Below are 24969 nucleotides of genomic sequence, written 5' to 3'. Positions count from 1 at the left end.
ATGGGAAAAATCGCATATTTATTTGCCGGTCAGGGAGCACAATATGTCGGGATGGGACAGGATCTTTATCAGCATTTCGCAGCGGCCAGGGAGATCTTTGATCTTGCGGACGGGCAGCTTGATGGCTCATTAAGCAAGCTGTGCTTCGAAGGAAGCAAGGAAGAGCTGGATAAAACGGAAAATACTCAGCCCGCTATCCTGACCGTCAGCATTGCGGCCTGGCGGGTTTTAGAGGAAAGCGGCATTAAGGCCGATGTCGCCGCGGGGCTCAGTCTGGGTGAATATTCGGCATTGATTGCGGCAGGTGCCCTGAGTTTTGAAGAAACGGTGCGCCTGGTCCGCCAGAGGGGAAAGTTCATGCAGGAGGCGGTTCCTTTGGGTACCGGAGGGATGGCCGCTATTCTCGGCTTAGACAATGAGCTTGTTGAAGAGGCCTGTTTAGCCGGCAGGACGGCGGGTATTGTCCAGGTAGCTAATTATAATTGCCCCGGGCAGACAGTGATTGCCGGAGAAAATGAGGCCCTGGCCCTGGCTGTGGCAAAAGCGCGGGAACTGGGGGCCAAAAGAGTCTTGCCCCTTGATGTCAGCGGTCCTTTTCACACAACTATGCTTCAGGACGCGGCTGAAAAATTGGCCCGGGAATTAGAGAAAATCACAATAAAGCCTTTGACCATGCCTGTTCTGACGAATGTGACAGGAGACTATATAAGAGATATAATAGAGATTAAACCACTTTTGAAAAAACAAGTGATGAGTCCGGTGCGCTGGGAAGACAGCATCAAAAGGATGATTGCGGATGGCGTCGATACCTTTGTGGAGGTTGGACCGGGCAGTGCGCTGCGGGGCTTCGTCAAAAAGGTTGACCGTAAGCTGAGGCTCTTTCATGTTGAGGATCGTCTCTCTTTGGAGGAAACAGTAAAACATATCAATAGTAAAGAGTAAATTTATGCTATGATTAATCTGGAGGGAAAAAATGCTTAATGGAAAAACAGCGGTTATTACGGGTGCAAGCAGGGGAATAGGCAAGGCCGTTGCCTTAAAGCTCGCGCGAGAAGGGGCCAATATTGTCATTAATTATCGAAACAGCGGAGAAAAAGCAAATTCCCTTATGACCGAGGTTCAGGCACTTGGCGTGAAAGCGATAGCCGTTCAGGCAAACATCGGGGTATGGAAGGAAGCGGAAGCATTGATCAGCCGCGCCAAAGAGGAATTTGGGACTGTTGATGTCCTTGTAAATAATGCGGGAATGACGAAAGACGGCCTGATCATGAGAATGAGTGAAGAAGATTTCGACCAGGTGATCGAGATCAATCTTAAAGGGATTTTTAACTGCTGCCGATTTGCTGTCCCGATTATGCTGAAGCAAAGAAGCGGACGGATTATTAATATGACTTCTGTCGTCGGGCTTCTCGGAAATGCCGGTCAGGTAAATTATGCGGCGGCCAAAGCAGGGATCATCGGACTGACCAAATCTTTAGCGAAAGAAGCGGGAAGCAGGGGAGTTACAGTTAACGCTGTTGCGCCCGGTTTCATCGATACGGATATGACTGCCGTGTTAGCAGAAAAGGTTAAAGAGACAATTAAAGAGAGCATCGTGCTCAAGAAGTTTGGGACGCCGGAGAATGTTGCCGATGCTGTTCATTTTTTGGCGTCGGCCGGCGGGGAATACATCACAGGTCAAGTAATCAGCGTAGACGGCGGAATGGCTTTTTAAGGAGGAAATAAGGTGGAGAGAAGAGTAGTCATCACGGGGATGGGAGCGATCACACCCCTGGGAAACGATAGCGAGAGCTTCTGGGACGGAGTAAAGTCAGGGAAATGTGGAATAGACAGGATTACGGCCTTTGACACGGCCGAACTAAAGGTAAAATTGGCTGCTGAAGTAAAGAATTTCAATCCGGAAGACTATCTGGACAAAAAAGAGGCCAAAAGGATGGACAGATTCTGTCAGCTGGCTCTGGGCGCCGCGGATGAGGCCGTGAAAAATTCCGGTATTGACCTGGAGAATATCGATCATGAAAGATTCGGCGTTATTTTCGGTACAGGGATTGGCGGACTGATCACCATTCAGGATCAATGTTATAAAATGTTTCAAAAGGGACCAAATAAAATATCACCCTTTTTCATCCCGATGGTCATCACCAATATGGCCGCAGGGAATATTTCCATCAGATATCAGGCCAAAGGCATATGTACAAGCCTGGTTACCGCCTGTGCTACCGCTACCCATTCCATAGGGGAGGCTTTTCATAAGATCCGTTATGGTTATGCCGACTATATTTTGGCCGGTGGAACCGAAGCGCCCATTACGGCTTTAGCTGTCGGAGGATTTTCCTCCATGACGGCACTCAGTACAAGTGAAGACCCACAGAGAGCTTCGATTCCTTTTGACAAGGAAAGGGACGGTTTTGTCATGGGGGAAGGTGCGGGGGTTCTGGTTTTGGAAAGCCTGGACAGCGCCTTGGCCAGAAAGGCCAAAATCTATGCGGAAATCGTAGGTTATGGGGCGACTTCCGACGCTTACCATATCACGACCCCGGCCCCTGAGGGGGAAGGGGCCGCCAGATCAATGAAGATTGCTTTGCAGGATGCAGGCATTAACCCCGAACAAATATCATATATTAATCCGCATGGAACAAGTACACCTTATAACGATAAATTTGAAACGGAAGCAATCAAGAAGATATTCGGAGACCATGCTTATCAGGTGCCGATCAGTTCAACGAAGTCTATGATCGGGCATTTGCTCGGTGCGGCCGGAGCGGTTGAGGCAATCGTCTGTATCAAGGCTCTGGAGGAAGATTTTGTGCCGCCGACAGTGGGGTACCAGGTGAAGGACGAAGATTGTGATCTTGATTATGTCCCAAATTTCGGCCGCAAAGCAAATGTGGAATACGCATTGTCCAACTCCCTTGGTTTCGGCGGACACAATGGCACAATCATTTTAAAAAAATGGTCAGAGGGAAAGTAAATGGAATTAAATGAGATTAAGGAACTGGTCAAATTGCTTGACGAATCAAGCCTAACCTGGCTGGAACTTGAACTGGACGGCTCCAGAATCCTTCTGAAAAAGGAGAAGCAATTGACAGCTGCCGGTAAACAGGAGGTTCCTGTCAGCGTTCCGGCAGCTGCGTCTGCGGTTCAGGCTGAAGAGCCCGATCCTGTTCAGCCTGCGGCAAAATACAGGGAAGATCTGATTACCGTCAGTTCCCCGATTGTCGGGACTTTTTATTCCGCGGCTTCCCCTGAGGCGGAGCCTTTTGTTGAAGAAAACAGTAAGGTGAAAAAAGGCGACCCTCTGTGTATTATTGAGGCGATGAAACTGATGAACGAGATCGAGGCGGAACAGGATCTGGAAATAGTTGAAATCCTGATCACCAACGGTGAAATGGTAGAATATGGTCAGCCCTTGTTTTTGGCCAGAAGTATTTGATCATAAAGAGGATGGTGCCGGCTATGAGTTTGGATATTAAGGAAATTCAGGAGATCATTCCGCACAGGTATCCTTTTCTCCTGATTGACAGAGTAGAGGAACTTCAAGAAGGAAAAAAAGTTGTTGCCTATAAAAATGTCACAATGAATGAATACTTTTTTCAGGGACATTTCCCTCAGGAACCGGTTATGCCGGGGGTCCTGATTATTGAGGCTTTGGCGCAGGCCGGCACGGTAGCCGTCTTAAGCGTGGAAAAATACCGGGGTAAAATCGCATTTTTTGCCGGTATCGACAAGGCCCGTTTCAAAAGAAAAGTTGTCCCTGGCGACGTCATAAGACTGGAAGTAGAGTTTGTGAAGCTTAAGGGGCCGGTAGGTATCGGCAAGGCTGTGGCTACCGTTAACGGTGAGCTGGCTGCGGAAGCTGAGCTAAAGGTATTTATCGGCTAAACCGTGTAATTGTAAAAAGTGTTCTAAATTTGGATCAGTATTTATACTTTGGGGATAAGCAGGTGAAGTCTTGTTTAAAAAGATTCTCATAGCGAACCGGGGAGAGATCGCGGTCAGAATAATCAGGGCATGCAGAGAAATGGGCATTGAAACAGTTGCCGTTTATTCGGAGGCGGACAGAAATTCTTTGCATGTTGAACTTGCCGATCAGGCCGTCTGTATTGGATCGGCCAGATCACAGGACAGCTATCTCAGTTTGACGAATATTATCAGTGCCACGGTCCTGACCGGAGCGGAAGCCATTCATCCGGGGTATGGGTTCCTGGCGGAAAACAGTAAATTTGCCGGGATGTGCAAGGAGTGCCGGATTACTTTCATCGGACCGGACCTTGAGACGATTGAGATGATGGGAAATAAATCCCGGGCCAGACAGACCATGATGAAGGCCGGAGTACCGGTGGTGCCTGGTTCTGAAGGCCTTGTGCATGATGATGAGCATGCTGAGGCGGAGGCGGATAGAATCGGATATCCGGTGATGCTCAAGGCTTCAGCCGGGGGCGGAGGAAAAGGAATCCGCATCGTTTGGGAAAAAGGGGATCTGCAAAAGGCTTTTGCAACGGCCAAAACTGAAGCGATGGTTAACTTTGGGGATGATTCGATGTATCTCGAAAAGTTCATTGAAAAGCCCAGGCATATCGAATTTCAGATTCTCGCTGATCATCATGGCAATGTTATCCACCTCGGGGAAAGAGATTGTTCCATTCAGCGGAGAAATCAGAAAGTCATTGAAGAAGCGCCTTCTGCGGCCCTGACTGCGGATCTGCGCAAGCGGATGGGCGACGCGGCGGTTAACGCCGCTAAAGCCGTAGGCTATAAAAATGCCGGAACGATTGAGTTTCTGCTGGACGTCCACGGTCAATTCTACTTTATGGAGATGAACACCCGTATTCAGGTTGAACACCCTGTAACAGAGCTTATCACAGGAGTAGATTTGATCAGAGAGCAAATCAAAATTGCCGCCGGTAAAAAGCTGACACTAATTCAAAATAATGTTAAAATTAAAGGGCATGCCATTGAGTGCCGTATTAATGCCGAAAATCCGAATTTGAATTTCCGGCCTTCCCCGGGTAAGGTGAACATCATGCTTTGGCCCGGAGGAAAGGGAGTACGCGTTGACAGCGGAATTTACAATGGCTATGTGATCCCTCCTTATTATGATTCCATGATCGCTAAACTGATTGTGCACGGCGAAGACCGACAGGATGCCTTAAGCATCATGAAGCGTGCTCTGGATGAATTTGTGCTGGAGGGAATAGATCATAATATTGAGTTTCTTTTTGAAATATTATCCCACGACAGGTTTGCGTCAGGTGACTTTGATACTTCTTTTCTGTCTCAGGAATTTAATTTTTGAGTGCTGAAATGATTCAGTATTGAAAGTTTGAGGAATAATCATTGAAAATTAATAAAGTTTTTCGAAAACCAAAATATATCGTGCTGCAGCAAAACGCTCTAAGACCGGATGAGAAAGCCTCGCAAAATGAGGGTCCGGCAATACCGAATGGTTTATGGATCAAATGTCAGGACTGTGGCGCAACAATTTACAATAAGGACCTGCTTAAAAGCAATGGAGTCTGTACAGTTTGCGGGCGGCATTTTCGCCTCAGTGCCGCGGACAGGATCGAGCTGATCATGGATACCGGGACCTTTCGCGAGATCAATGACCGACTTTCGACATTGAATCCTCTCGATTTCCCGGGCTATGAAGAGAAAATTTTATCCTATCAAAATGATTCCGGTATCCATGAGGCGGTGATTACCGGTTATGGCAAGATTTATGGGAATAATACGGTGATCGCCGTAATGGACAGCAAATTTCTGATGGGCAGTATGGGCTCTGTCGTAGGGGAAAAAATTACGCGGGCAATCGAATTTGCCGGTGTCAAAAAACTGCCGTTAATCATATTTACAGCATCAGGAGGAGCGAGGATGCAGGAAGGGATTTATTCCCTGATGCAGATGGCCAAAACTTCTGCCGCTATTGCCAAGTTCAGCCAAAACGGAGGATTGTACATTTCCGTACTGACTGATCCCACTACCGGAGGAGTGACAGCCAGTTTTGCGATGCTGGGAGATCTTATTCTCGCCGAACCCGGGGCTTTGATTGGGTTTGCCGGACAGAGGGTCATTGAACAGACGATTCGGCAGCAGCTCCCTGAAGGCTTTCAAAAAGCGGAGTTCCTGCTGGAGCATGGCTTCATAGACAAGATCGTGCCGAGAAATTCCATGAAGACGACACTGTCACGGATTATCCGGCTGCATCAATAATTTAGGCTCAGGAGTGTAAAGATGCTCGAAGGAGAAAAAAATATTCGGGAACTGAAAAACAAAATCGGCGAACTGGAAAAAATGGCCGAAGAAAAGCAGATCGACTTTTCAGACGAGATCGGGAAGCTTGAAGCTAAACTCCTGGAATTAGAAGCCCAGGCCTATGGCAGCATTTCGCCGGTAGACAAATTTACTCTTTCCCGGATGCTGGAACGGCCTACCTCACTGGACTATATCGAAAAGGTTTTCGATTATTTTATCGAATTCCATGGCGACAGGTATTTTGGTGATGATCCCTGCATTGTCGGAGGCATAGCAAAATTAGGTGATCTGCCTGTAACAGTGATCGGGCAGCAGCGCGGACGGAATATGAAAGAAAATGTGAAACGCAATTTCGGAATGCCCAATCCGGAAGGATACCGCAAGGCTTTAAGGCTGATGAAACAGGCCGAGAAGTTCAAACGGCCTGTTATCTGCTTTATCGATACCAAAGGAGCCAATCCGGGGATCGGACCGGAAGAAAGAGGCCAGGGAGAGGCAATTGCCCGCAATCTGATGGAAATGGCTTTGCTGAAAACGCCGGTTATTTCCATTGTTTTAGGAGAAGGGGGAAGCGGCGGGGCCTTGGCCATGTCAGTCGCCGATGAGATTTGGATGCTTGAGCATGCCGTGTATTCGGTTGTTTCACCTGAAGGATTCTCCAGTATTCTCTGGAAGGACAGTTCCCCGGACCGGATTAAAGAAGCCGTCAGCCTTTTAAAAATGACTGCTCAGGACTTAAAAGAAATGGGCGTGATTGACCGTATTCTGCCCGAACCGCCGGGTGGGGCGCAAAACGATCCTCAGGCCATGATAGACCTTGTAAAGGAACAGCTATTGCAGGTTCCATTCCGGGCCATGGCTGAAGAGACCGCTCAGATGGTAGAAAAAAGATACGAAAAATATCGGAAAATAGGAAAGTTCCTTGAAGAATAGGTACCAATAGAAGAATAGGTGCCAATAGCATAAGGAGAGGCGTCATCCATTGCGGACAACGCCTCTTTCTTGATTTTCCGTATCGGTTGGTATGGGTTAATCCTGCCGGCCTTATGTCAGCATAATGCCTCAACGGTGAGCACGATGATAAACAGGATTAAGACGATGATCATATCCAGGCCATAATAATGGGGATATGCGTACATGATTGCCGCCTCCTTTATGACGAGAATACGCCGGGAATGTAAAATGTACCATGAAATTTTTTGGACCCTGTTTACGTTTAATATATGATCGGAGCAAATGACCTGTCACCTATTTCTGAATGTAAACAGAAGCTTCCGGGTCAAAAGGATTGATCCGCAAAGCCAGGCTGAAAAGGTAAGGATAGTCATTTTGAAGATATTCCATTTGTTCGAACCACTGGTGAGCCAAATAGACATAAGCTCTCCTCATATCGACAGCCAGATGGTTAAGGTCAGGCTGGCCGGAGCTGCTCAAATCGTCTCGATAGCTGAATTCTTCGGTAAGATGGTAAACGGCTAAAAGTAAATGAGAAAAATATTCATATCCCATGGCGGGATTTTGCAGGAGGTTGAAGAGAAAGGATTTCTTGGACAACAGGAAAGCGCGAAGTTCCTCCAGCTTCTCCCCGGGATCTAAATGAAAAATCAGCTCGTGATCGCCGATCAGCTTTTTCGACATGGAAAAGTCTTGTTTTGTCCAATGATCAGTCACCTTAAGCTTTTCGCGTATCGGATCGATATCATGAACATATCCGGAGAATAACCGGATTAATTGATTGCCCGCCTCACTGTAAAACGCGCTGATCAGCATATGTTCTTTCTTTTTCTGCAATTTCTCTTCACGGTAAGCAATGAGTTTTTCCAGGAAAAGACCGATGAATAAGACATGAATCGGTAAAAAACCCAGATGAATCATAAAGTAGTCGATCAAATGTTCAGGATCACGAAAAATTAGATAATGCATGGAATAGATCAGACATGTGATCAGGATAAAGATCAGAAATATCCAAACATACCAATGATGTTTCTTTGCCATTCTCAATCTCCTTTACCGTCTCCACAGCTCTGCTGTTTAGTTTCTCTAACTGAATCATACTACAGATAGCCTGTACTTTCCACATGAAAAAAAGATGCTGCTGTCCTGAACAAATAAGGTCCTGGTACAGCAGCATCCCATGGAACTGGTTTTTCGTGAAGACAGACGATAAGAAAGGATTCTTAAGGCATCGGAATCATCATTGAGGGCAGGAAATAATACTGGAACCAGAGCCAGGTCGAGTAAATCAGAATCAAGGCCACGGAGTGCGGAATACCGGCGCGGATAATCGGTCCGACCGAAGCCATCCCTTCCTTCTGGTCCTCATAACAGGCGGCGGTTGCCACAACGACAGACTGGGCGTTAATAATTTTACCAATAATCCCCCCGGTAGTCGTGGCGGCGGTAATCGGAAGAGGATTCAAATTAAGCTGCTGAGCGGTGATTTTCTGCAGGTTGCCAAACATACTGTTGGCAGCCGTATCCGAACCTGAGATGAACACACCCAGCCAGCCGAGCATAGGAGCAAAGAAAGGATAAGCGGCCCCTGTCTTGGTGAAGGCCAGGCCCAGAATCGCGTCGGTGCCGGCAAACCTGGTCAGGGTACTGAAGCCGAGAACAAAACACAGGACAAGCAGAGTTGACTTCATCTTCTTCGCTGTTACCGAGAACGACTTAACCCATTGCTGGCCGGAAAGGCGGAGGACAAGCAGACCGGAGACTATGGCTGCGGCCATGATTCCCGTGCCGCCCATTGTCAGGATATCCCAGGTGAAAACAGCGTGGAGGCTTCCGTCCCCGATCGGAGGCTGGACCAGAGAAAGTCCGTCCAGATTGGGTACGGTATACTTCCAGATAAAAATGCTGTTCAGAGAAGTTTTGATGCTTTGAATACTGAGAAGAGTGACGGAAATGCCCAAGAGTATCCAGGGCAGCCAGGCCATCACGATGTCTTTGGCCGGATGGGCCGTAGGAGCGACTGCTTTTTGCTGACCAAAACCTTTTTTCGGCTTCCAGATTTTCAGGAAGACCATCGTACAGAGGATAGACACGATCCCGGCGAGCATACCGATGATCATATACCAGCCCTTCATGGCTGTAAACAGCTGGACAACGGCGAACGTGCCCCCTGAAACGAGAATTGCCGGGGAAACCGCCCAGAGATCGGACCATTTTCCTTTTTCTCTGAAGATATAGGCCCCGACTACCCAAAAGGCAACGAGAACAGGCATAAAGATAAATTGCAGGCCGGACTGCTGGGTGAGCTGGAAGATGGGCAGGCCGGAGACATCACTGAGGGTGAAGGTCGGTACGCCGAGAGCGCCGAGAGCGGGCGCGACATTACCGATCAGGCAGACAAGGGCGGCAGTCATCGGATTGAAGCCCATCCCCACCAAAATAGAACCGCAGACAGCGACCGGAGTCCCAAAACCGGCGGCGCCTTCCATGAAGCACACAAAAGAGAAACCGATCAGAAGGACTTGCAGCCGGGGGTCTGAGGTGATGCCGGATAAAGAATCTTTAAGAACGGCGAATTTACCGGAGATAACCGTTGTATTATAAAGAAAAATCGCGGCGAAGATAATCCAGCCGATAGGGAACAGGCCCTTGGCGGCCCCGTATATGAATGCCGATATGGCCATAACGGGTTCCATTTTCATGACGGCAATCACAATGATAAAAACGGCCAGGGCGGAAATCATCGCCGCATAAGGAGCATAGATCCCGTACTCTTTGCGCCCGTCCTTGGTCTTATGCGGATGGACAGCCAGAAGGTAAAGGAAGAGAAGCAGCGGAAGAGCCGCCAGAAAAGTTGACAGAAAAACACTGCCGGTTGGATTATAGTTCTGAATATATTCTCCCAAAATAAAGACCTCCTCTCGAATGAAAAGCTTACCGACGAATAAAGAAAAATAAGGGCAAAAGAACCTATTCAGTTTATTCCGGCATCACCTCCTTAACTCGTTTGGACGGTAGTCTGGGACACTGAATCTATACCGTCTGTAAGAAAGAAACAAGGACACGATCTATATATATTGAAATATTCCGACAATATGAATAAGAATTTTGGAGAGAACAGAACATGACACAACGGAATAAGGGCCGGTGCATAATCCTACAATTTCCGCGAAAATAACAATATGTATAATTCAGAATATTAATTAATATTCTGAATTATGGGATAATTTTATATGATAAACGAATACTATGCAAGTAAAAAAATTCAAAAAAAATTTAAAAGCCCCGGGTGAGTGATCATTTTCAGGTTAACGATGAGATAAAAAATACTGCCGCACTTGAACAATACGTTCTCGTACGGCAGCATTCGGTAATCAGTTTATCAAATTCAAATCAATGATGAATGGATTATTTTCCTGGCAGAGTAATCAACATTCCTGACAGGAAATAATACTGGAACCAGAGCCAGGTCGAGTAAATCAGAATCAAAGCCACGGAGTGCGGAATACCGGCGCGGATAATCGGTCCGACGGCGGCCATTCCTTCCTTCTGGTCCTCGTAACAGGCAGCGGTCGCCACAACGACGGACTGGGCATTGATTACTTTACCAATGATCCCGCCGGTAGTCGTAGAGGAGGTAATCGGCACAGGATTCAAATTAAGCTGCTGAGCGGTGATGTTCTGCAGGTTGCCAAACATACTGTTGGCTGCTGTATCCGAACCCGAGATAAACACACCGATCCAACCGAGCATAGGAGCAAAGAAAGGATAAGCGGCTCCTGTCTTGGTGAAGGCCAGGCCCAGAATCGCGTCGGTGCCGGCGAATCTGGTCAGAGTACTGAAGCCGAGAACACAGCACAGCAGAGTAAGGGATGACTTCATTTTCTTCCCTGTTACCGAGAACGCCTTAGCCCATTGCTGGCCGGAAAGGCGGAGGACAAGCAGACCGGAGATTATGGCTGCGGCCATGATTCCCGTGCCGCCCATTGTCAGGATATCCCAGGTGAAAACAGCGTGGAGGCTTCCGTCCCCGATCGGAGGCTGGACCAGAGAAAGTCCGTCCAGATTGGGTACGGTATACTTCCAGATAAAAATGCTGTTCAGGGAATCTTTGATGCTTTGCACACTGAGGAGAGTGACGGAAATGCCCAGAAGTACCCAGGGCATCCAGGCCATCACGATGTCCTTGGTCGGATGAGCCGCCGGAGTGACTGCTTTTTGCTGACCAAAACCTTTTTTCGGCTTCCAGATTTTCAGGAAGACCATCGTACAGAGGATAGACACGATCCCGGCGAGCATACCGATGATCATATACCAGCCCTTCATGGCTGTAAACAGCTGGACAATGGCGAAAGTACCGCTGGAAACAAGAATTGCCGGGGCAACCGCCCAAAGATCGGACCATTTCCCTTTTTCTCTGAAGATATAGGCTCCGACCACCCAAAAGGCGACAACAATAGGCATAAAGATAAATTGCAGGCCGGACTGCTGGGTAAGCTCCAGAATAGGCAGACCGGAAACATCACTGAGGGTGAAGGTCGGCACGCCGAGAGCGCCGAGAGCGGGCGCGACATTACCGATCAGGCAGACAAGGGCGGCAGTCATTGGATTGAAGCCCATCCCTACCAAAATAGAACCACAGACAGCGACCGGAGTCCCAAAACCGGCGGCGCCTTCCATAAAACAGACAAAAGAATAACCGATCAGAAGGACTTGCAGCCGGGGGTCTGAGGTGATGCCGGATAAAGAATCCTTAAGTACGGCGAATTTACCGGAGATAACCGTTGTATTATAAAGAAAGATCGCGGCGAAGATAATCCAGCCGATAGGGAACAGGCCCTTGGCGGCTCCGTATATGAATGCCGATATCGCCATAGGAACGGGCATCTTCATGACAAAAAGAACAAGTGCGAACGCACTTAAAGCGGAAATGATCGCTGCATAAGGAGCGTAGATCCCGTACTCTTTGCGCCCGTCCTTGGTCTTATGCGGATGGACGGCCAGAAGGTAAAGGAAGAGAAGAATCGGAAGAGCTGCCAATAAAGTTGACAGAACAACATTGCCGGTTGGGTTATAGTTTTGCAAATACTGACCCAAGTGGAAGACCTCCTCACATTTAAAAAAAATTAAAATTATTACAAAAAACAACAAAAAAAAGAACCATGAAACTGAGAGAACAAAAAGTTAATGATCGAACATGTCTCGCCTATTCATCCCCCCTCACGGCAACAGAATACTTAATTGACAAATAATAGGAATTTTCATTAAATTAAGCTATTGCATGTCAATTAATTTAAAATTTTAACATAATTATAACATAAACATCATAAATGTTAACTAAATTTTTTTTCATAAATTAGACAATTTAAATAATTAAATTATTCTAAAAATTCAAACAATATAAATTAAAATTAAAAATGAAAAAAATAAAAATGATCGTGAAAAATGATCTTTTATTTTTCTAATTTGGTTTCTGGATGATGATTTTCAGCACATGGTTCACGGTGAAAGGTTTCCTCGTCCAATAATGTCGATAAAGGGGCGGCATAAAGCTTATTAATTTCTCTGCGCAGATCGTCTACATAGTGCATGGTATCAGAAGATATTTTCCGCATAAGAAAGCTCCTTTCCGTCAATAGATCAATATAAAGTTGTTTCTGTGACGTTCATTGACGTTTAACCTTATTCTTTCCGGGACAAAAAAAAATATGAACATAAAAAATTGGAATGAATAGCTAAAAATATTTGACCTTTATTGACCATTGTAATATACTTATACCACTAGGGATCAGAATAATAAAAAGTTGGGGGGATACACATGAGTTATCTTGTTCCTATGGTAGTTGAGCAGACTAACCGCGGTGAGCGTTCCTATGATATCTATTCCAGGCTTTTGAAGGACAGGATTATTTTTCTGGGCGGCCAAGTTGATGATTATATGGCCAATCTGATTGTTGCCCAGCTTTTATTCCTTGATGCGGAAGATCCGGAAAAAGATATTTTTCTCTATATTAATAGCCCGGGAGGTTCGATCAGTGCCGGTATGGCTATTTATGACACCATGCAGCATGTCAGAGCGGATGTCCATACCATATGTGTCGGCCTGGCAGCCAGTATGGGAGCTTTTTTGCTTGCTTCAGGGGCGAAGGGGAAACGTACTGCTCTGCCCAATTCTGAAATCCTCATTCACCAGCCTCTTCTGGGAGGATTGTCCGGTCAGGCTACGGAAATTGAGATTCATGCCAAGCATATTTTGAGAGTGAAAGAAAGAATGAACCGTCTGCTTGCAGAGATGACCGGTCAGCCGGTAGAAAGAATCGAGCAGGATACCGACCGGGACCGCTATTTAACCGCTCAGGAAGCCAAAGAATACGGCCTCGTAGACCAGATCCTGGAAAAGTCGGAGCAGGTGGCCAAGAAAAAATAGGGCAGATCCGAAAAAGACAGACAGGGCGCAAGAAAATAGCCCCAAATCATAAACCGAAAATGAAAACGGCAGGAAAAAGACACGGAAAAGAATTCCGTGTCTTTTTCATAAACAAGAAAATCCTACATATAATAATTGATGGAAACCAATGACGTTTAAGCAGCCGAAATCATCAATGAAACCTGAAGCATCCGGACTCAAACATCAAAGCATCCGGACTCAAATATCAAAGGAATAAGGAGGAAAATCCTTGACTGTAATCAAAAAAGCGGTAATCCCGGCAGCCGGTTTGGGAACCAGATTTCTTCCCGCCACCAAGGCTCAGCCCAAAGAAATGCTGCCTATTGTGGATAAACCGACCATTCAGTATATTATTGAAGAAGCCGTTCAATCCGGAATCGAGGATGTCATTATCGTAACAGGCCGGAATAAGCGCGCGATCGAAGATCATTTTGACAGGTCTGTAGAATTGGAAGTATTTCTTGAAAAAGGCCAAAAAGAAAACCTGCTGCATATGGTGAAAGATATCGCCGATATGGTTGATATTCACTATGTCCGCCAGAAAGAAGCCCTTGGGCTGGGCCATGCGATCTACAGTGCCCGCAAGTTTATCGGTCATGAACCTTTTGCCGTCCTGTTGGGGGATGATGTCATTTCTTCGGAAGTCCCCTGTCTGAAACAAATGATCAAATATTATGAAAAATGGCAGGGGAATATGATCGGTGTACAGGAAATACCGGTGGAGGAAGTATCCAAGTATGGTGTAATTGAAGGAAGCAAGGTGTCGGCGAGGCTGTTTAAAGCCGAGAATATGATCGAAAAGCCAAGTCCCGCCCAGGCCCCCAAAACCCCTCTTGCGATCATGGGAAGATATATTCTTGAGCCGGAAATATTTGACTGCCTGGCTGATCTTCCTCCGGGAAGGGGAGGAGAGATCCAGCTGACAGATGCCCTGCTGGAGCTAAGCAAAACTCAGGAGGTTTTTGCTTATCAATTTATCGGCAAGCGATACGATGTCGGGGATAAATTTGGTTTTGTCAGGGCGACAATCGAATTTGCCTTAGCGCATCATGAGATAGGAGAAAATGTCATCGGCTATTTAAGAGAGCTTATCAACCGGTACGATGAGCAGCAAAAAGGCCTCAGGCTTGTCTGAAAAAATGGACAAACAATGGGTGTTTAAAACGAAAAGAGGACAAGTTTTCAGGACATTAATCAGTGGCCGGGATATCGTGACGGATTAAACAGGACTTTACAAGAAAATAGGCCTTGCGGCTTCTTCAAAACGACATGCTTTTCCCTGGGCTATTGCTAAGCTTATTGAGAAATAATTAAACAGGGGGGAGTATGATGAGACTGGACCGCAGAAAAATACTGTCCTTAACTGGAGCTGTTGCTCTTGCTGGGGTGGTTATAGTTGGCGGTATATACGGTCCGACGGCGTGGAAGGTTTTAAGAGGACAAGTAAATATGGTTCCATCAGAAGAGGTGGTTATTCAAACACCACCGGTTAACAGCACTGCAAGCGGACAGGAAGCAACATCACCATCCGACAGTGCAACAGAGGGGCAGGCAAACAATCCTCCGTCTGCTCAGCCTGAAAAATCCACTTCCACCCCAACAGATCAGAAAGGGAATAAAAAATACACAGAACCTGATATCAGCTTGCTCAATCCGGCGCCGTCAGTAGCGGGATATTTTGGTCCAAACGCTTTGAGCGACGCCGCAAAAACATTGGCATTCGGAATTGCCTGGAACCTTCATCAGTACGCGGACGGATACCTGGGAGGGGCGACAGCAGGGCCCCAGATGAATAATTCTGATATTAAAAAGTATATCGTATTCCATAAAACCCTTTGGGAAAAACAAATGGAAAAAGAAACCAAGCTATCCCAGGCCGCTACCCTTGATACCTATATGCGCAACCTGCTGAACCGTGGAGCCGATGCCTTTGATTCTAATGATAAGATTAGAATCGAGCAGTTCCACCAGGAAATTCATGATCTGGATACCCATATTTTCCGTGACGACCTGAGCTCCAAAGTGTACGGAGCAACTCCCTTCGCAACCAAGCGCACGGAATAAAAAGAAAGAAAAAATTAATATAAGCTTCCATTTGAAGATATCCGAATAACCTCCTTTCGGATATCTTTTTTATGAACTCCTGCGGTTGACACCGAAAAAATTAACGTATAATACCTGAAATAATCGGTTTGCACAATTTTACGCAAACAGACAAAATGATGATAATTTATACTCTCTTTTGCTATAATAAATAGACAAAGAGGGATAGCTTATGTTAAAGATTGCAATTTGTGATGATCAGCCGAAAGAGCTGGAACTTATCAATGAATATATAACAGAATACCTTGGCGCTCATACCTTGGAAGCAGAAAAGAAAGAGTTCTCCCATCCTGATCAATTACTGACCGCCATTGAAACCGAGAGTTTTCATCTTTACCTGCTGGATATTGTCATGCCTATGGTCAGCGGGCTGGAGCTTGGGCAGAGCATCCGCCGGATCAGCCGGGAGGCCCAGATCGTTTACATCACCACCGAGCCGGGCTACGCGCTGGACGCCTATGCGGTTAACCCGCTGCATTACCTGATCAAGCCTGTAGAAAAGCAGGCTCTGTTTTCCTTACTGGAGCTGGCCCTTTCCAAGGTGGATTTCGGCAAGGAAATTACCGTTACTGTGAAAGTCAAGGAAGGCCTGCGCACCTTGTCCGCAGGCCAAATTTCCTGCTGCGAATATAAAAACCGCGCTGCGCGCTATACGCTGATCGGCGGCGAGCAGGTGGAAACGACCACCCTTACTTGCGGCTTTGCCGGGCATATCGCGCCCCTCCTGCGCGATATGCGCTTTCTTTCGCCCCATGTTTCCTTTGTGCTCAATATGAGCCGTGTGGAAAAGCTGGCGCGCGAGGGCTTTTATTTGCGCGAGGGAGGCTTTGTGCCTGTTTCCGCCAGGCAGTATGCCGCCGTGCGCAATGCTTATTTGAACTACCGCTTGAGCAGGGAGGAAAAATAATGGAACTGTTTTTTGCGCACTTCTTGCGCGGCATCGTATCCGCCATCGCCAACGTGGTGCTTTTCATCTCGCTTTTGCAGCCCAAATACAGCCGAAAGGTTACAAATCTCGTCATGCTCGCCATCCTTACGCTGAATCTGTCAACGGCGGTTTATTGCTATAGCAGCGGCAACCTCACCCTGCTTGCCAAGATCGATGTGGTATTGTTCGTGCTGCTGTGTTTTGCGGCGCGGCCCTTTTTTCGGGACAGCTTCATGCAGTGGCTGTTCTCTTACATCACGGTGATGAACGTAAGCTTTATCGTGCTGGTGCTCAGCTTTGTTTTTTCAAGGTCTCTGCCCCACCCCGCATATGCGAACACCCTATGGCGGCTGATTCTTTTTACGGCGGCTATTCTGCTGTTTCGCAAGGTGCTGCGGCCCCTCTACCGTCAGGCGGCGGAACATTGGGCAGTGTTTTTCTATGTGGCGGGCAGCGCTTTTTTGGCCTTTTCGTGGTTCATGTTCAACAGCGATGATATCGTGCAGACGCTTACTATACAAACCGTGCCGCTGCTTTGGCTCGTCCTTGTGACACTGGCGGGGTATGGATCAGTATTTATCGGCCTCAAAAGCGTAGGCGCACAATACCGCCTGAAGCAGGATAAGGCCTTATTGGAGCTGTCCGGCGAGACAATGAAGCAGCGCCTTTCCCTGATGGATGAGGCGGTAGGGCAAATGCGCGTTGTGCAGCACGATCAGCGTCACCTGAACGCCACCCTTTTGGAGCTGATGCAAAATGGCGATGTGGACAAGGCCGCTGCTTTGCTTCGCCGGCAGACTGCCGCTTTACCCCAAAAGCCGGTGCGTTATTGTGAGAATATTGCCGTAAACGCCGCCGTAAGCTACTACGCCGCCTTGGCCGAGGGGCGGAGAATCTGTTGTGATCTCAGGCTGGATATCCCCGAAAAGCTGCCCTTTTCTGAGCTGGCTCTATCGATGGTCCTTTCCAACCTGATGGAAAATGCCATACACGCCTGTGAAAAACTCGATCCCCAAGCAGAGCGCCGGCTCCGTGTCCGCGCCGTCTACACCGGCCAGCTCATTTTGGAGGTGGAGAATCCTTATTCCGGCGAGGTGCCGCTGGATGAAAACGGCTATCCCACCGTCAGGGAGGAAGGACATGGCTGGGGCGGTGAGAGCATCCGGGCCTTTGTGCGGGAAAACGGCGGCGAGCTGCTCTATCAGGTGGAGAACGGCGTTTTTAATGTGCGGCTGCTGATCTGAGCACAGACGGTTTCCTTTGTCAAGCGGAAATTTTGCACTTGTCCTTGAACATTAAGTAGAAAAATGAGTCTTTTAAGTAGAAAGGCTCATTTTTTTCTCTTTCTCATGTTACGCTCAGGGTGGAACTTTACAAAATATTAATGGAGTGATTGGAGGAAATGAACATGAGAAAAAGAATACTCTCCTTCCTGCTGGCATCCTGTATGGTGCTTTCTTTGGCGCTGTCCGTTACCGGATGCTCGACCGAGACCGGTCCAACGGCTTTGTGGGAGGCAGGCAACACACGAAATAAGATCGTCATCTTGAGCGATATCCACCTTGGCATTGATGACCGCTATACAGAAACGCTCAAAAACCGTCCGTTTTTTATTGAGTTTTTGCGCCGTTTGCAAAGCACTACAGATGTGCGGGAGCTGGTAATTAACGGTGATTTTCTGGACGATTGGTTTTTGCCGGTCTATTATCCCGCCTACACGGATGCAGCACAATTTTACAAAGACGCGATTACCACCAATCAAGCCGTCTTCGACGAGCTCAACAACATCATCAAAAGCGGGATCAAGCTGGTTTACATACCCGGCAACCATGATATGACGCTGGCGGCTGACATCTTGCAGGAAGCGGTGCCGGACATTGTCCAGGCCTGGGATGCAGACGGTCTCGGCCTTTATTACACGGGCGACAGAAACGAGATCGCCATCGAGCACGGCCACCGCTATGACGTATTTTCCGCGCCGGATACAGTCACCAACGCACAGCTGTGCGGCAATGATGATACCATCCTCCCCCCCGGTTATTTCTATGCCCGCTATGGCGCGACATGGGTGCTCGAAGGCCGCCCGCAGGTAGAAAGGAATTTGCCGGTGATCACGAATATACCGGATAAATCTGATGTAGACCAATACGGCGCATATATGTATTACCAGATCCTCAAAAGCGTATCCGAACGGCTGACGCCCAACGAAGGCCTTGAGAAAAAAATATTCGATATGCGCATCGCCGGCTTTAACGACGCCTACACCTATTTGGATTTCTATCCCGCACAGCAGGCAGACGGAACGATATCCGCACCGGTGCTGTTTAAAAACATTCAGCGCACATGGGCAGAGCGCCAAGCGATCAACAAGGTCAAGGTCCCGAACAGCTTTCTTGAGGCGGTTGCCGGAACCTTGGACGGGGAGTATTTTTTCAGCCAGGCAAAAGCACAGTATCTAAATAACCCCGAGGAAAACGTGGATGTGGTTGTGTTCGGTCACACGCATGTACCCGCATATCACAGCCTGGATAACGGAAAATACTATATCAATGAAGGAACATGGATTGACCATAACACCCTCTATCCGGATGCCGAGCGCACATTTGCTGTCATCACTACCGGCGAAAAGACCACGGCCGGGCTGTATCAGTATGAGGAGGACGGCTCCGTGACCGATATTACCGCAAATGTCGGCAAGGAAAAAGAGGAACCCACCGCTGCGGAAAGTTCTTTCGCCAAGGCATCCTTCGATACCAAAGCGCTTGCAAACTACGGTGATGCTTCCACACAGGCCCGTTATGTGGAGGTAGGCGGTTTAGGGAACGATGAGATACAAGCAAAACTCAATAAAGGATTAAAAACCTTCTGCCTTGCGCCGACTTCTTCTGCCGAAAAAGATACCACTTACGATATTAGGCCTGTTTTTGAGGTGGTAGGCGGGGATTTGCTGAGCATCAGGACATACAATACCGCCTATGCCGCAGGCGCGGCTTATCCTGTCAATTCCATACGGACACAGCTCTTCAGCCTGACTACGGGCGAGCAGGATGCGGCCAATCTATGGGATTTCATAAAGGATAAGGGTACGCTGAGGCAACTGATCCTTGACCGAAAATTCGGTTTTGCGCCTGCGGTCGTTGACGGTGAATTGCCCGAAGAGCTCAAAGCGGCGGCGTATAAAAAGCTTGCGGAGAGCATGGATACACCCGAATTTGGGGCGCAATTTTACTTTGGCGATGGAGGCAGGCTGAATGTATGGTGCGACGGTGACAACCACGCAACCGGGGATTATTGGGAGTTTGACATTCCTGTCACAGACTTGGCAGGCGTTGCAGCAGACCGGCTGCTCCCCATTATTGATGCCCTGAAGAAGCTTGGCAATTAAAACGCGGATCTGTCGTTTTGAAATCAACCGGCAATCTGAGATAGCTGGAAAAGTATCACCGCGTTTTCTCCTGAAGGAGCTTCAAGATATACCGTTTTCGCTTCTAAGTGTAAATCCACTCTGCGATAAAATCTAAGAATCCGCCGTATTCATCACCGACTATGAATCGGACTGAGGGCAAATTTCGACGCAGTTCAATTCTTTTGCTCTAATTGGACAAAACACCTTGACGAAATGTTGATAAACGGACATTTTTCTTTCGAACAAAGGCAAAAATGTATGCGCTAAAAATCTGTAAACAGCTAACCGTCTGTAAAAAAGCTGGTTTTAGTTTAATCGGCACAAGCAAAACCTCTTCGGGTTGGCAGTAAAGTGTGCAAAAATCGAAGTAATGTAGTAAATAATTACCGGTTATCCGCACATAAGTTAAATTTTTGCACAGAATTGGCTAAAAAACTGGTTTTGACCTAAAATAATTGAACATTAATCAAATTTTTGCACAAAACGTAATAGAATCCTCACAGGGGAGAGTATCTGTGCCATTTTTGTTGCTGCCGGAAATCCTCGACACTGCTTTGTCGCTGCTCAAGAAGAGATCACCCTGTTAAAGTTATACGAATTCGGTCAAGTCAGGTAAATAAAGATAAAAAATTAAGATAAGCTTCCATTTGGAGACACCCGAATTGAAGATATCCGAATGGGAGACACCCGAATGGGAGATAACCGAATTAAGATAACCGAATGGAAGATATCCGAACAACTCCTTTCGGATATCTTTTTTATGAACTCTTGCAATTGACACCGGGAAAAATTAACGTATAATAAGAATTAGATGTTTAGATAAACATCTAAACATCTGAACAGTTAACCATTAAACCATTAAACCATTAAACCATTAAACCATTAAACCATTAAATCTTTAAATCTTTAAATCTTTAAATCTTTAAATCTTTAAATCTTTAAATCTTTAAAACCTTAAAACCTTAAAACCTTAAAACCTTAAAACCTTAAAACCTTATAATCTTATAATCTTAAAACCTTAAAATCTCACATCGCACAATCACATAACCTCTTCATGTCTAAATTTCTAAAATCTCCATATCTTCACATCGCCATATCTCCATATCTCATTCTATTTTATTCAAATCACTTCAACTTATCCGGATGGACGGAGGGAAATGTTTTGTCACCTCTGAATGATACATTCAAAGCTTTGGCCGATCCCAACAGAAGAAAAATTATTCAATTGCTGAAAGAGAAGGACATGTCAGCCGGAGAGATCGCTGAGCTGTTCCGGATCTCCAAGCCCAGTATTTCCCATCATCTGAATATTCTCAAGCAGGCCGATCTGATTACCGATATGCGGCAGGGACAAAGCATTGTCTATTCCTTGAATATCTCAGTATTTGAAGACATGATGAACATGCTGATCAATTTTTTTGATTCCTCAAACCAGAAAGGGTGAGAAATAAATATGGAAACACTGAACAAAAAAAGAGTTTATCAAATCGTTTCGGCGCTGATTATTTTTCTGGATATTATCCTGGCCCTAATCGCCTATCCTCATCTCCCGGACAGAGTTCCCCAGCACTGGAATATGGCAGGGGAGATTGATGGCTGGAGCAGTGCTTTTCAGGGGGCATTTTTAATGCCGGCAATCATGATTGTCCTGTTCATCATGTTTTTCTTCCTTCCGAAGATTGATCCGAAGAAAAAAAACTATTCGCTGATGGATAAAACCTATTGGTTTTTGGCTATGGCCATGGTGATTTATTTCTGTCTCATCCATTTGGGGTCTCTGGGGATCGCTCTCGGCTATCTGGGTGATATGCCCGGAAGCGTCACAATCGGAATCGGACTTTTGTTCATCATTCTCGGTAATTATTTCGGTAAGATCAAACCCAATTATTTTGTCGGCATTAAGACTCCTTGGACATTAGCCAGTGAAGACGTTTGGAATAAAACTCACAGAATGGCAGGCCCATATTGGGTTGGCGGGGGTTTGGCTGTTGCCGCGGGGGGGTTCCTGCCCCACCCCTGGTCAACGATTGTGACGATCGGAGCCTTGAGTATCGCTGTCGTCGTCCCTACGGCCTATTCATACCTGCTTTATCGAAAATCAAATGAGACGGCTGAATAATCCTTCCTGAACGAAGGATAAAAGATCGCTCCGTGAATGAGGATAAATGATTTGTCAATGATAAATAAAAGATCGCTCCGTGAATGAGGATAAATGATTTGTCAATGATAAATAAATGATCGCTCCTTGAATGAGGATAAATGATTTGTCAATGATAAATAAATGATCGCTCCTTGAATGAAGAATAAACGATTTCTTCCTTAATAATGTATAAATGATTCCTCCCTGGCAATAATGGAAATATATGCCGTTTTGATAAGGGAGGATTGTGATTTTATGCGTAAAGCATATTGGATCAAAATGACAGGGAGTTTCCTGCTCGGATTAATGCTGGGGGCCGGAGGCCATATGATATGGGGACTGTATCAGCCGCCAGGCGACAATACCGGTACGAAAACCAACGCAATGAAGGTTGACAGCGGCTATACAGCGCCGAGTACCGCGGGAACGGAAACAGACAAAGAAAAAGAAAAAGAAACAGAAACAGAAACAGAAACAGAAACAGACAAGGCCCCCGGCACTGAACAGGAGACCGCCGGTAATCAAGAATCCGGGATCTATGTGGCCCAGGCCGAACAGGAAAAAATCATCTCCGATTATAAACTGGCTTTGGGGATTCTTTTTGAAGCCTGGAAATCACCGGATATCGCGACATTCCGCTCAAAAATCAACACTGCCTACACAGGGGATATCCTGGAAAAGCATTGTGCCAGGGCGGAACAGTATATCGCCAAAGGCACCGGTTTATATGTGACGAAAGTATCTTTTGATCATGTCAAAATTGAATCGGCGGACAATAATTCCGCAACACTCACTGCTTCATACCGTTATACGGTAAAAGATTACCATTTGACGGAAAAACAACCCGTAGGAGCGGAACAGAACCATTTCATTGAGCTTCGGGTAAATCTGGTTAAGATCAACGCTCAATGGCTGATTACAGGAGAAACGGTTATCTGATTTCCAAAGTGTTTTGTCTATTTTGTTACTTTTTCTGACAATAATGTCAAACAAGGCAGGATTTTTTCCAAGAACAGCGAATTTGTAGCCGGAAGAAAAATTTAGCTGAATGGGAAAAAGAATGCCTTATTTTTGTCAGGAGAGTAGAAATGTTACATCAAAGCAGATCAAAAGCGCTATGGCGCCAAATCATGGCAGTTTTCCTGGTTGTTATCCTTTTAACGCCCAGTTTTGCTTTTGCGCAGGATAACGGAGAAGAAGAGGAAGAAGACACCATCCGGGAAAATCCTTCCAGGGCGGAAATTGCCCGCAAACTGGAAAAAGTTGCCGAAGAAAAGGATATTCCCAGTGTGATTTTAAAAACGATTGCTTATGCCGAATCGACCTGGAGGCAATGGGATGACAAAGGCAACGTTGTCACCGGGGGCTCGGAGACCAATCCAAGCTACGGAATCATGCAAGTCAGTCTCAGATCGGCAGATCAGGACAGGATCGAAGAACTGAAGGATGATATTGATTATAATATCACAGCGGGGGCGGACCTTCTGAATGAGAAATTCCGGATACAGCCCCAAATCGGGGATGGAGACCGCAGCAAGCCGGAAAACTGGTACTTCGCCATTTGGGCCTATAACAGCTGGAGCACAGGCAATAATCCCAATAACGCGGCGGCCAGGCAGGAGGTTTCCTATCAGGATATGATCATCAAAAAAGCCGCCACGAACTATTTTCCCGGGCTGGTGACACCGGTCGCCATTACACCGGTTGACCCCGCTCTGATCCCGATTGATACATTGCCTTCTGATACAGAGATCTGGGAGACCCCGGAGCCGGCACAGGGTGAGGAGTCCGGCGGCAATACCATGCGGATAGCTGGGCTTGACAGAATCGGCACGGTCAACCAGGTTGCCCTGACAGGCTGGCCGGATGGAGCTGAAACTGTAATTATCGCCAGATCGGACGATTTTCCCGACGCGCTGGCCGGAGTGACCCTGGCAAAAAAATATAATGCCCCCATTCTGGTCACATCGCCTTCCGAGCTGGAGAATTCCGTTTCAAAGGTCCTGAATAAGCTGCGGCCCCAAAGGATTATTATTCTCGGCGGGACGGGAGCGATCAGTGCGGACGTCGAAAAGCAGATCAAGAAAGGCGCTTCCTGGACGAAGGATATTGAGAGAATCGCAGGGAAAAACAGGTATGAAACAGCGGCTCTGATTGCGGCTGAAATCCCCGGTACGGGCGAGATTGCCATTGCTACCGGAATGAACTTCCCGGATGCCCTGACGATGGCTTCGGCAGCCGCGGCCAAGGATATTCCGATTTTACTTACGCAAAAAGATGTTCTTCCCGATGAAACTTTGAAAATGATCAAAAGTTCACCATATCAAAAGATCTATGTAGCGGGAGGAGAAGGAGTCATTTCTTCCGCCCTGACCGATCAGCTCACGGAAGAAAGCGGCATCAGCCAAAAACAGATCATCAGATTAGGCGGCGAGGACAGGTATGAGACATCCGTGAAAACCATTCAATGCTTCTTTCCGGAAGCGGAAGAGCTTTACATTGCGGACGGCATAGATTTTTGTTCGCCTTTGGCGGCCGGAGCGTTAGCGGCATCGAAACAGGCGCCTCTCCTGATTGTCCGGACAGAAGGCAAGGGAGAAAATACCGCTTTGGAAGCTTATCTGAAAAACTTGTCTCCAAATGTCGATTTGAAAGTAATTGGTAATGAGGAGATCATTACGGACAGTTTAGTCACCCTTCTCGAAAAAAAAATGAGGGACGGTTAAGCCTTTAAATTT

At 46.8% G+C, this 24969-nt stretch carries 22 protein-coding genes; 18 read left to right on the top strand and 4 right to left on the bottom strand.

From position 1 onward, the window contains the following. The 8 genes from fabD (at position 1) to SGLY_RS15175 (ending at position 7185) form a co-directional block, all read left to right on the top strand. Positions 1 to 942: an ACP S-malonyltransferase gene (gene fabD, locus SGLY_RS15210; RefSeq protein WP_013626075.1), complete on the top strand. Its 942-nt coding sequence runs from the start codon at positions 1 to 3 to the stop codon at positions 940 to 942. A gap of 31 nt (positions 943 to 973) precedes the next feature. After that, complete coding sequence (fabG, locus tag SGLY_RS15205) at positions 974 to 1714, top strand: 3-oxoacyl-[acyl-carrier-protein] reductase (protein ID WP_013626074.1); 741 nt, start codon at positions 974 to 976, stop codon at positions 1712 to 1714. 12 nt (positions 1715 to 1726) lie between these two features. Beyond that, positions 1727 to 2971, top strand: a complete 1245-nt coding sequence (gene fabF, locus SGLY_RS15200; protein WP_013626073.1) for a beta-ketoacyl-ACP synthase II — start codon at positions 1727 to 1729, stop codon at positions 2969 to 2971. Next, a complete protein-coding gene (gene accB / locus SGLY_RS15195; RefSeq protein WP_013626072.1) occupies positions 2972 to 3433 on the top strand; it encodes an acetyl-CoA carboxylase biotin carboxyl carrier protein in 462 nt (153 codons plus the stop codon). Between the two features lie 23 nt (positions 3434 to 3456). Next, positions 3457 to 3882, top strand: coding sequence for a 3-hydroxyacyl-ACP dehydratase FabZ (fabZ, locus tag SGLY_RS15190; RefSeq protein ID WP_013626071.1), 426 nt, complete (start codon positions 3457 to 3459; stop codon positions 3880 to 3882). A gap of 70 nt (positions 3883 to 3952) precedes the next feature. Then, positions 3953 to 5296 carry an acetyl-CoA carboxylase biotin carboxylase subunit gene (locus SGLY_RS15185; protein WP_013626070.1) on the top strand — a complete coding sequence of 448 codons (1344 nt, stop codon included), beginning with the start codon at positions 3953 to 3955 and terminating at the stop codon, positions 5294 to 5296. 41 nt (positions 5297 to 5337) lie between these two features. Beyond that, on the top strand, positions 5338 to 6210 hold the full coding sequence (gene accD, locus SGLY_RS15180) for an acetyl-CoA carboxylase, carboxyltransferase subunit beta (protein ID WP_013626069.1): 873 nt from the start codon (positions 5338 to 5340) through the stop codon (positions 6208 to 6210). Positions 6211 to 6231: 21 nt separating this feature from the next. Then, complete coding sequence (locus SGLY_RS15175; protein ID WP_013626068.1) at positions 6232 to 7185, top strand: acetyl-CoA carboxylase carboxyltransferase subunit alpha; 954 nt, start codon at positions 6232 to 6234, stop codon at positions 7183 to 7185. Positions 7186 to 7500: 315 nt separating this feature from the next. Here the strand turns inward: SGLY_RS15175 and SGLY_RS15170 are convergent, their stop codons facing one another. From SGLY_RS15170 to SGLY_RS18190, 4 genes are all read right to left on the bottom strand, one after another. Beyond that, complete coding sequence (locus tag SGLY_RS15170) at positions 7501 to 8247, bottom strand: hypothetical protein (RefSeq protein ID WP_013626067.1); 747 nt, start codon at positions 8245 to 8247, stop codon at positions 7501 to 7503. 182 nt (positions 8248 to 8429) lie between these two features. After that, complete coding sequence (locus SGLY_RS15165; RefSeq protein ID WP_013626066.1) at positions 8430 to 10112, bottom strand: L-lactate permease; 1683 nt, start codon at positions 10110 to 10112, stop codon at positions 8430 to 8432. A gap of 502 nt (positions 10113 to 10614) precedes the next feature. After that, positions 10615 to 12303 carry an L-lactate permease gene (locus SGLY_RS15160; RefSeq protein WP_013626065.1) on the bottom strand — a complete coding sequence of 563 codons (1689 nt, stop codon included), beginning with the start codon at positions 12301 to 12303 and terminating at the stop codon, positions 10615 to 10617. 356 nt (positions 12304 to 12659) lie between these two features. Continuing rightward, entirely contained in the window at positions 12660 to 12821 is a 162-nt protein-coding gene (locus SGLY_RS18190) for a hypothetical protein (RefSeq protein ID WP_013626064.1), read from the bottom strand. Positions 12822 to 13024: 203 nt separating this feature from the next. Here SGLY_RS18190 and clpP point away from each other — a divergent pair, with 203 nt between their 5' ends. From clpP to SGLY_RS15110, 10 genes are all read left to right on the top strand, one after another. Next, a complete protein-coding gene (gene clpP / locus SGLY_RS15155) occupies positions 13025 to 13633 on the top strand; it encodes an ATP-dependent Clp endopeptidase proteolytic subunit ClpP (RefSeq protein WP_013626063.1) in 609 nt (202 codons plus the stop codon). A gap of 250 nt (positions 13634 to 13883) precedes the next feature. Further along, entirely contained in the window at positions 13884 to 14789 is a 906-nt protein-coding gene (gene galU, locus SGLY_RS15150) for a UTP--glucose-1-phosphate uridylyltransferase GalU (protein ID WP_013626062.1), read from the top strand. A 194-nt stretch (positions 14790 to 14983) separates the two neighbouring features. Further along, complete coding sequence (locus SGLY_RS15145; RefSeq protein WP_013626061.1) at positions 14984 to 15718, top strand: hypothetical protein; 735 nt, start codon at positions 14984 to 14986, stop codon at positions 15716 to 15718. 211 nt (positions 15719 to 15929) lie between these two features. Further along, positions 15930 to 16664, top strand: coding sequence for a LytR/AlgR family response regulator transcription factor (locus SGLY_RS15140; protein WP_013626060.1), 735 nt, complete (start codon positions 15930 to 15932; stop codon positions 16662 to 16664). A 113-nt stretch (positions 16665 to 16777) separates the two neighbouring features. Beyond that, positions 16778 to 17929: a sensor histidine kinase gene (locus tag SGLY_RS15135; protein WP_242822959.1), complete on the top strand. Its 1152-nt coding sequence runs from the start codon at positions 16778 to 16780 to the stop codon at positions 17927 to 17929. 164 nt (positions 17930 to 18093) lie between these two features. Then, complete coding sequence (locus SGLY_RS15130; RefSeq protein WP_013626058.1) at positions 18094 to 20070, top strand: metallophosphoesterase; 1977 nt, start codon at positions 18094 to 18096, stop codon at positions 20068 to 20070. Positions 20071 to 21253: 1183 nt separating this feature from the next. Continuing rightward, entirely contained in the window at positions 21254 to 21535 is a 282-nt protein-coding gene (locus SGLY_RS15125) for an autorepressor SdpR family transcription factor (RefSeq protein WP_013626057.1), read from the top strand. Positions 21536 to 21544: 9 nt separating this feature from the next. Further along, a complete protein-coding gene (locus tag SGLY_RS15120; protein ID WP_013626056.1) occupies positions 21545 to 22210 on the top strand; it encodes an SdpI family protein in 666 nt (221 codons plus the stop codon). Between the two features lie 276 nt (positions 22211 to 22486). Continuing rightward, entirely contained in the window at positions 22487 to 23170 is a 684-nt protein-coding gene (locus SGLY_RS15115; protein ID WP_013626055.1) for a hypothetical protein, read from the top strand. Between the two features lie 149 nt (positions 23171 to 23319). After that, entirely contained in the window at positions 23320 to 24957 is a 1638-nt protein-coding gene (locus SGLY_RS15110; protein WP_013626054.1) for a cell wall-binding repeat-containing protein, read from the top strand. Positions 24958 to 24969: the final 12 nt, after the last annotated feature.

Origin of the sequence: Syntrophobotulus glycolicus DSM 8271 (assembly GCF_000190635.1) — a bacterium.
GTDB lineage: Bacteria > Bacillota > Desulfitobacteriia > Desulfitobacteriales > Syntrophobotulaceae > Syntrophobotulus > Syntrophobotulus glycolicus.
The sequence above is the reverse complement of the archived record's forward strand: the minus strand, read 5'-3'. Positions and strand labels throughout refer to the sequence as shown.

Excerpts from the sequence above, each read along its gene's own strand:
- SGLY_RS15175 (WP_013626068.1), top strand. The coding sequence starts at position 6,232 with ATGCTCGAAGGAGAAAAAAATATTCGGGAACTGAAAAACAAAATCGGC.
- fabG (WP_013626074.1), top strand. The coding sequence starts at position 974 with ATGCTTAATGGAAAAACAGCGGTTATTACGGGTGCAAGCAGGGGAATA.
- SGLY_RS15135 (WP_242822959.1), top strand. The coding sequence starts at position 16,778 with ATGCTCGCCATCCTTACGCTGAATCTGTCAACGGCGGTTTATTGCTAT.
- SGLY_RS15130 (WP_013626058.1), top strand. The coding sequence starts at position 18,094 with ATGAGAAAAAGAATACTCTCCTTCCTGCTGGCATCCTGTATGGTGCTT.
- SGLY_RS15115 (WP_013626055.1), top strand. The coding sequence starts at position 22,487 with ATGCGTAAAGCATATTGGATCAAAATGACAGGGAGTTTCCTGCTCGGA.
- fabZ (WP_013626071.1), top strand. The coding sequence starts at position 3,457 with ATGAGTTTGGATATTAAGGAAATTCAGGAGATCATTCCGCACAGGTAT.
- SGLY_RS15140 (WP_013626060.1), top strand. The coding sequence starts at position 15,930 with ATGTTAAAGATTGCAATTTGTGATGATCAGCCGAAAGAGCTGGAACTT.
- SGLY_RS15120 (WP_013626056.1), top strand. The coding sequence starts at position 21,545 with ATGGAAACACTGAACAAAAAAAGAGTTTATCAAATCGTTTCGGCGCTG.
- SGLY_RS15110 (WP_013626054.1), top strand. The coding sequence starts at position 23,320 with ATGTTACATCAAAGCAGATCAAAAGCGCTATGGCGCCAAATCATGGCA.
- clpP (WP_013626063.1), top strand. The coding sequence starts at position 13,025 with ATGAGTTATCTTGTTCCTATGGTAGTTGAGCAGACTAACCGCGGTGAG.
- SGLY_RS18190 (WP_013626064.1), bottom strand. The coding sequence starts at position 12,821 with ATGCGGAAAATATCTTCTGATACCATGCACTATGTAGACGATCTGCGC.
- accB (WP_013626072.1), top strand. The coding sequence starts at position 2,972 with ATGGAATTAAATGAGATTAAGGAACTGGTCAAATTGCTTGACGAATCA.
- SGLY_RS15145 (WP_013626061.1), top strand. The coding sequence starts at position 14,984 with ATGAGACTGGACCGCAGAAAAATACTGTCCTTAACTGGAGCTGTTGCT.
- fabD (WP_013626075.1), top strand. The coding sequence starts at position 1 with ATGGGAAAAATCGCATATTTATTTGCCGGTCAGGGAGCACAATATGTC.
- SGLY_RS15170 (WP_013626067.1), bottom strand. The coding sequence starts at position 8,247 with ATGGCAAAGAAACATCATTGGTATGTTTGGATATTTCTGATCTTTATC.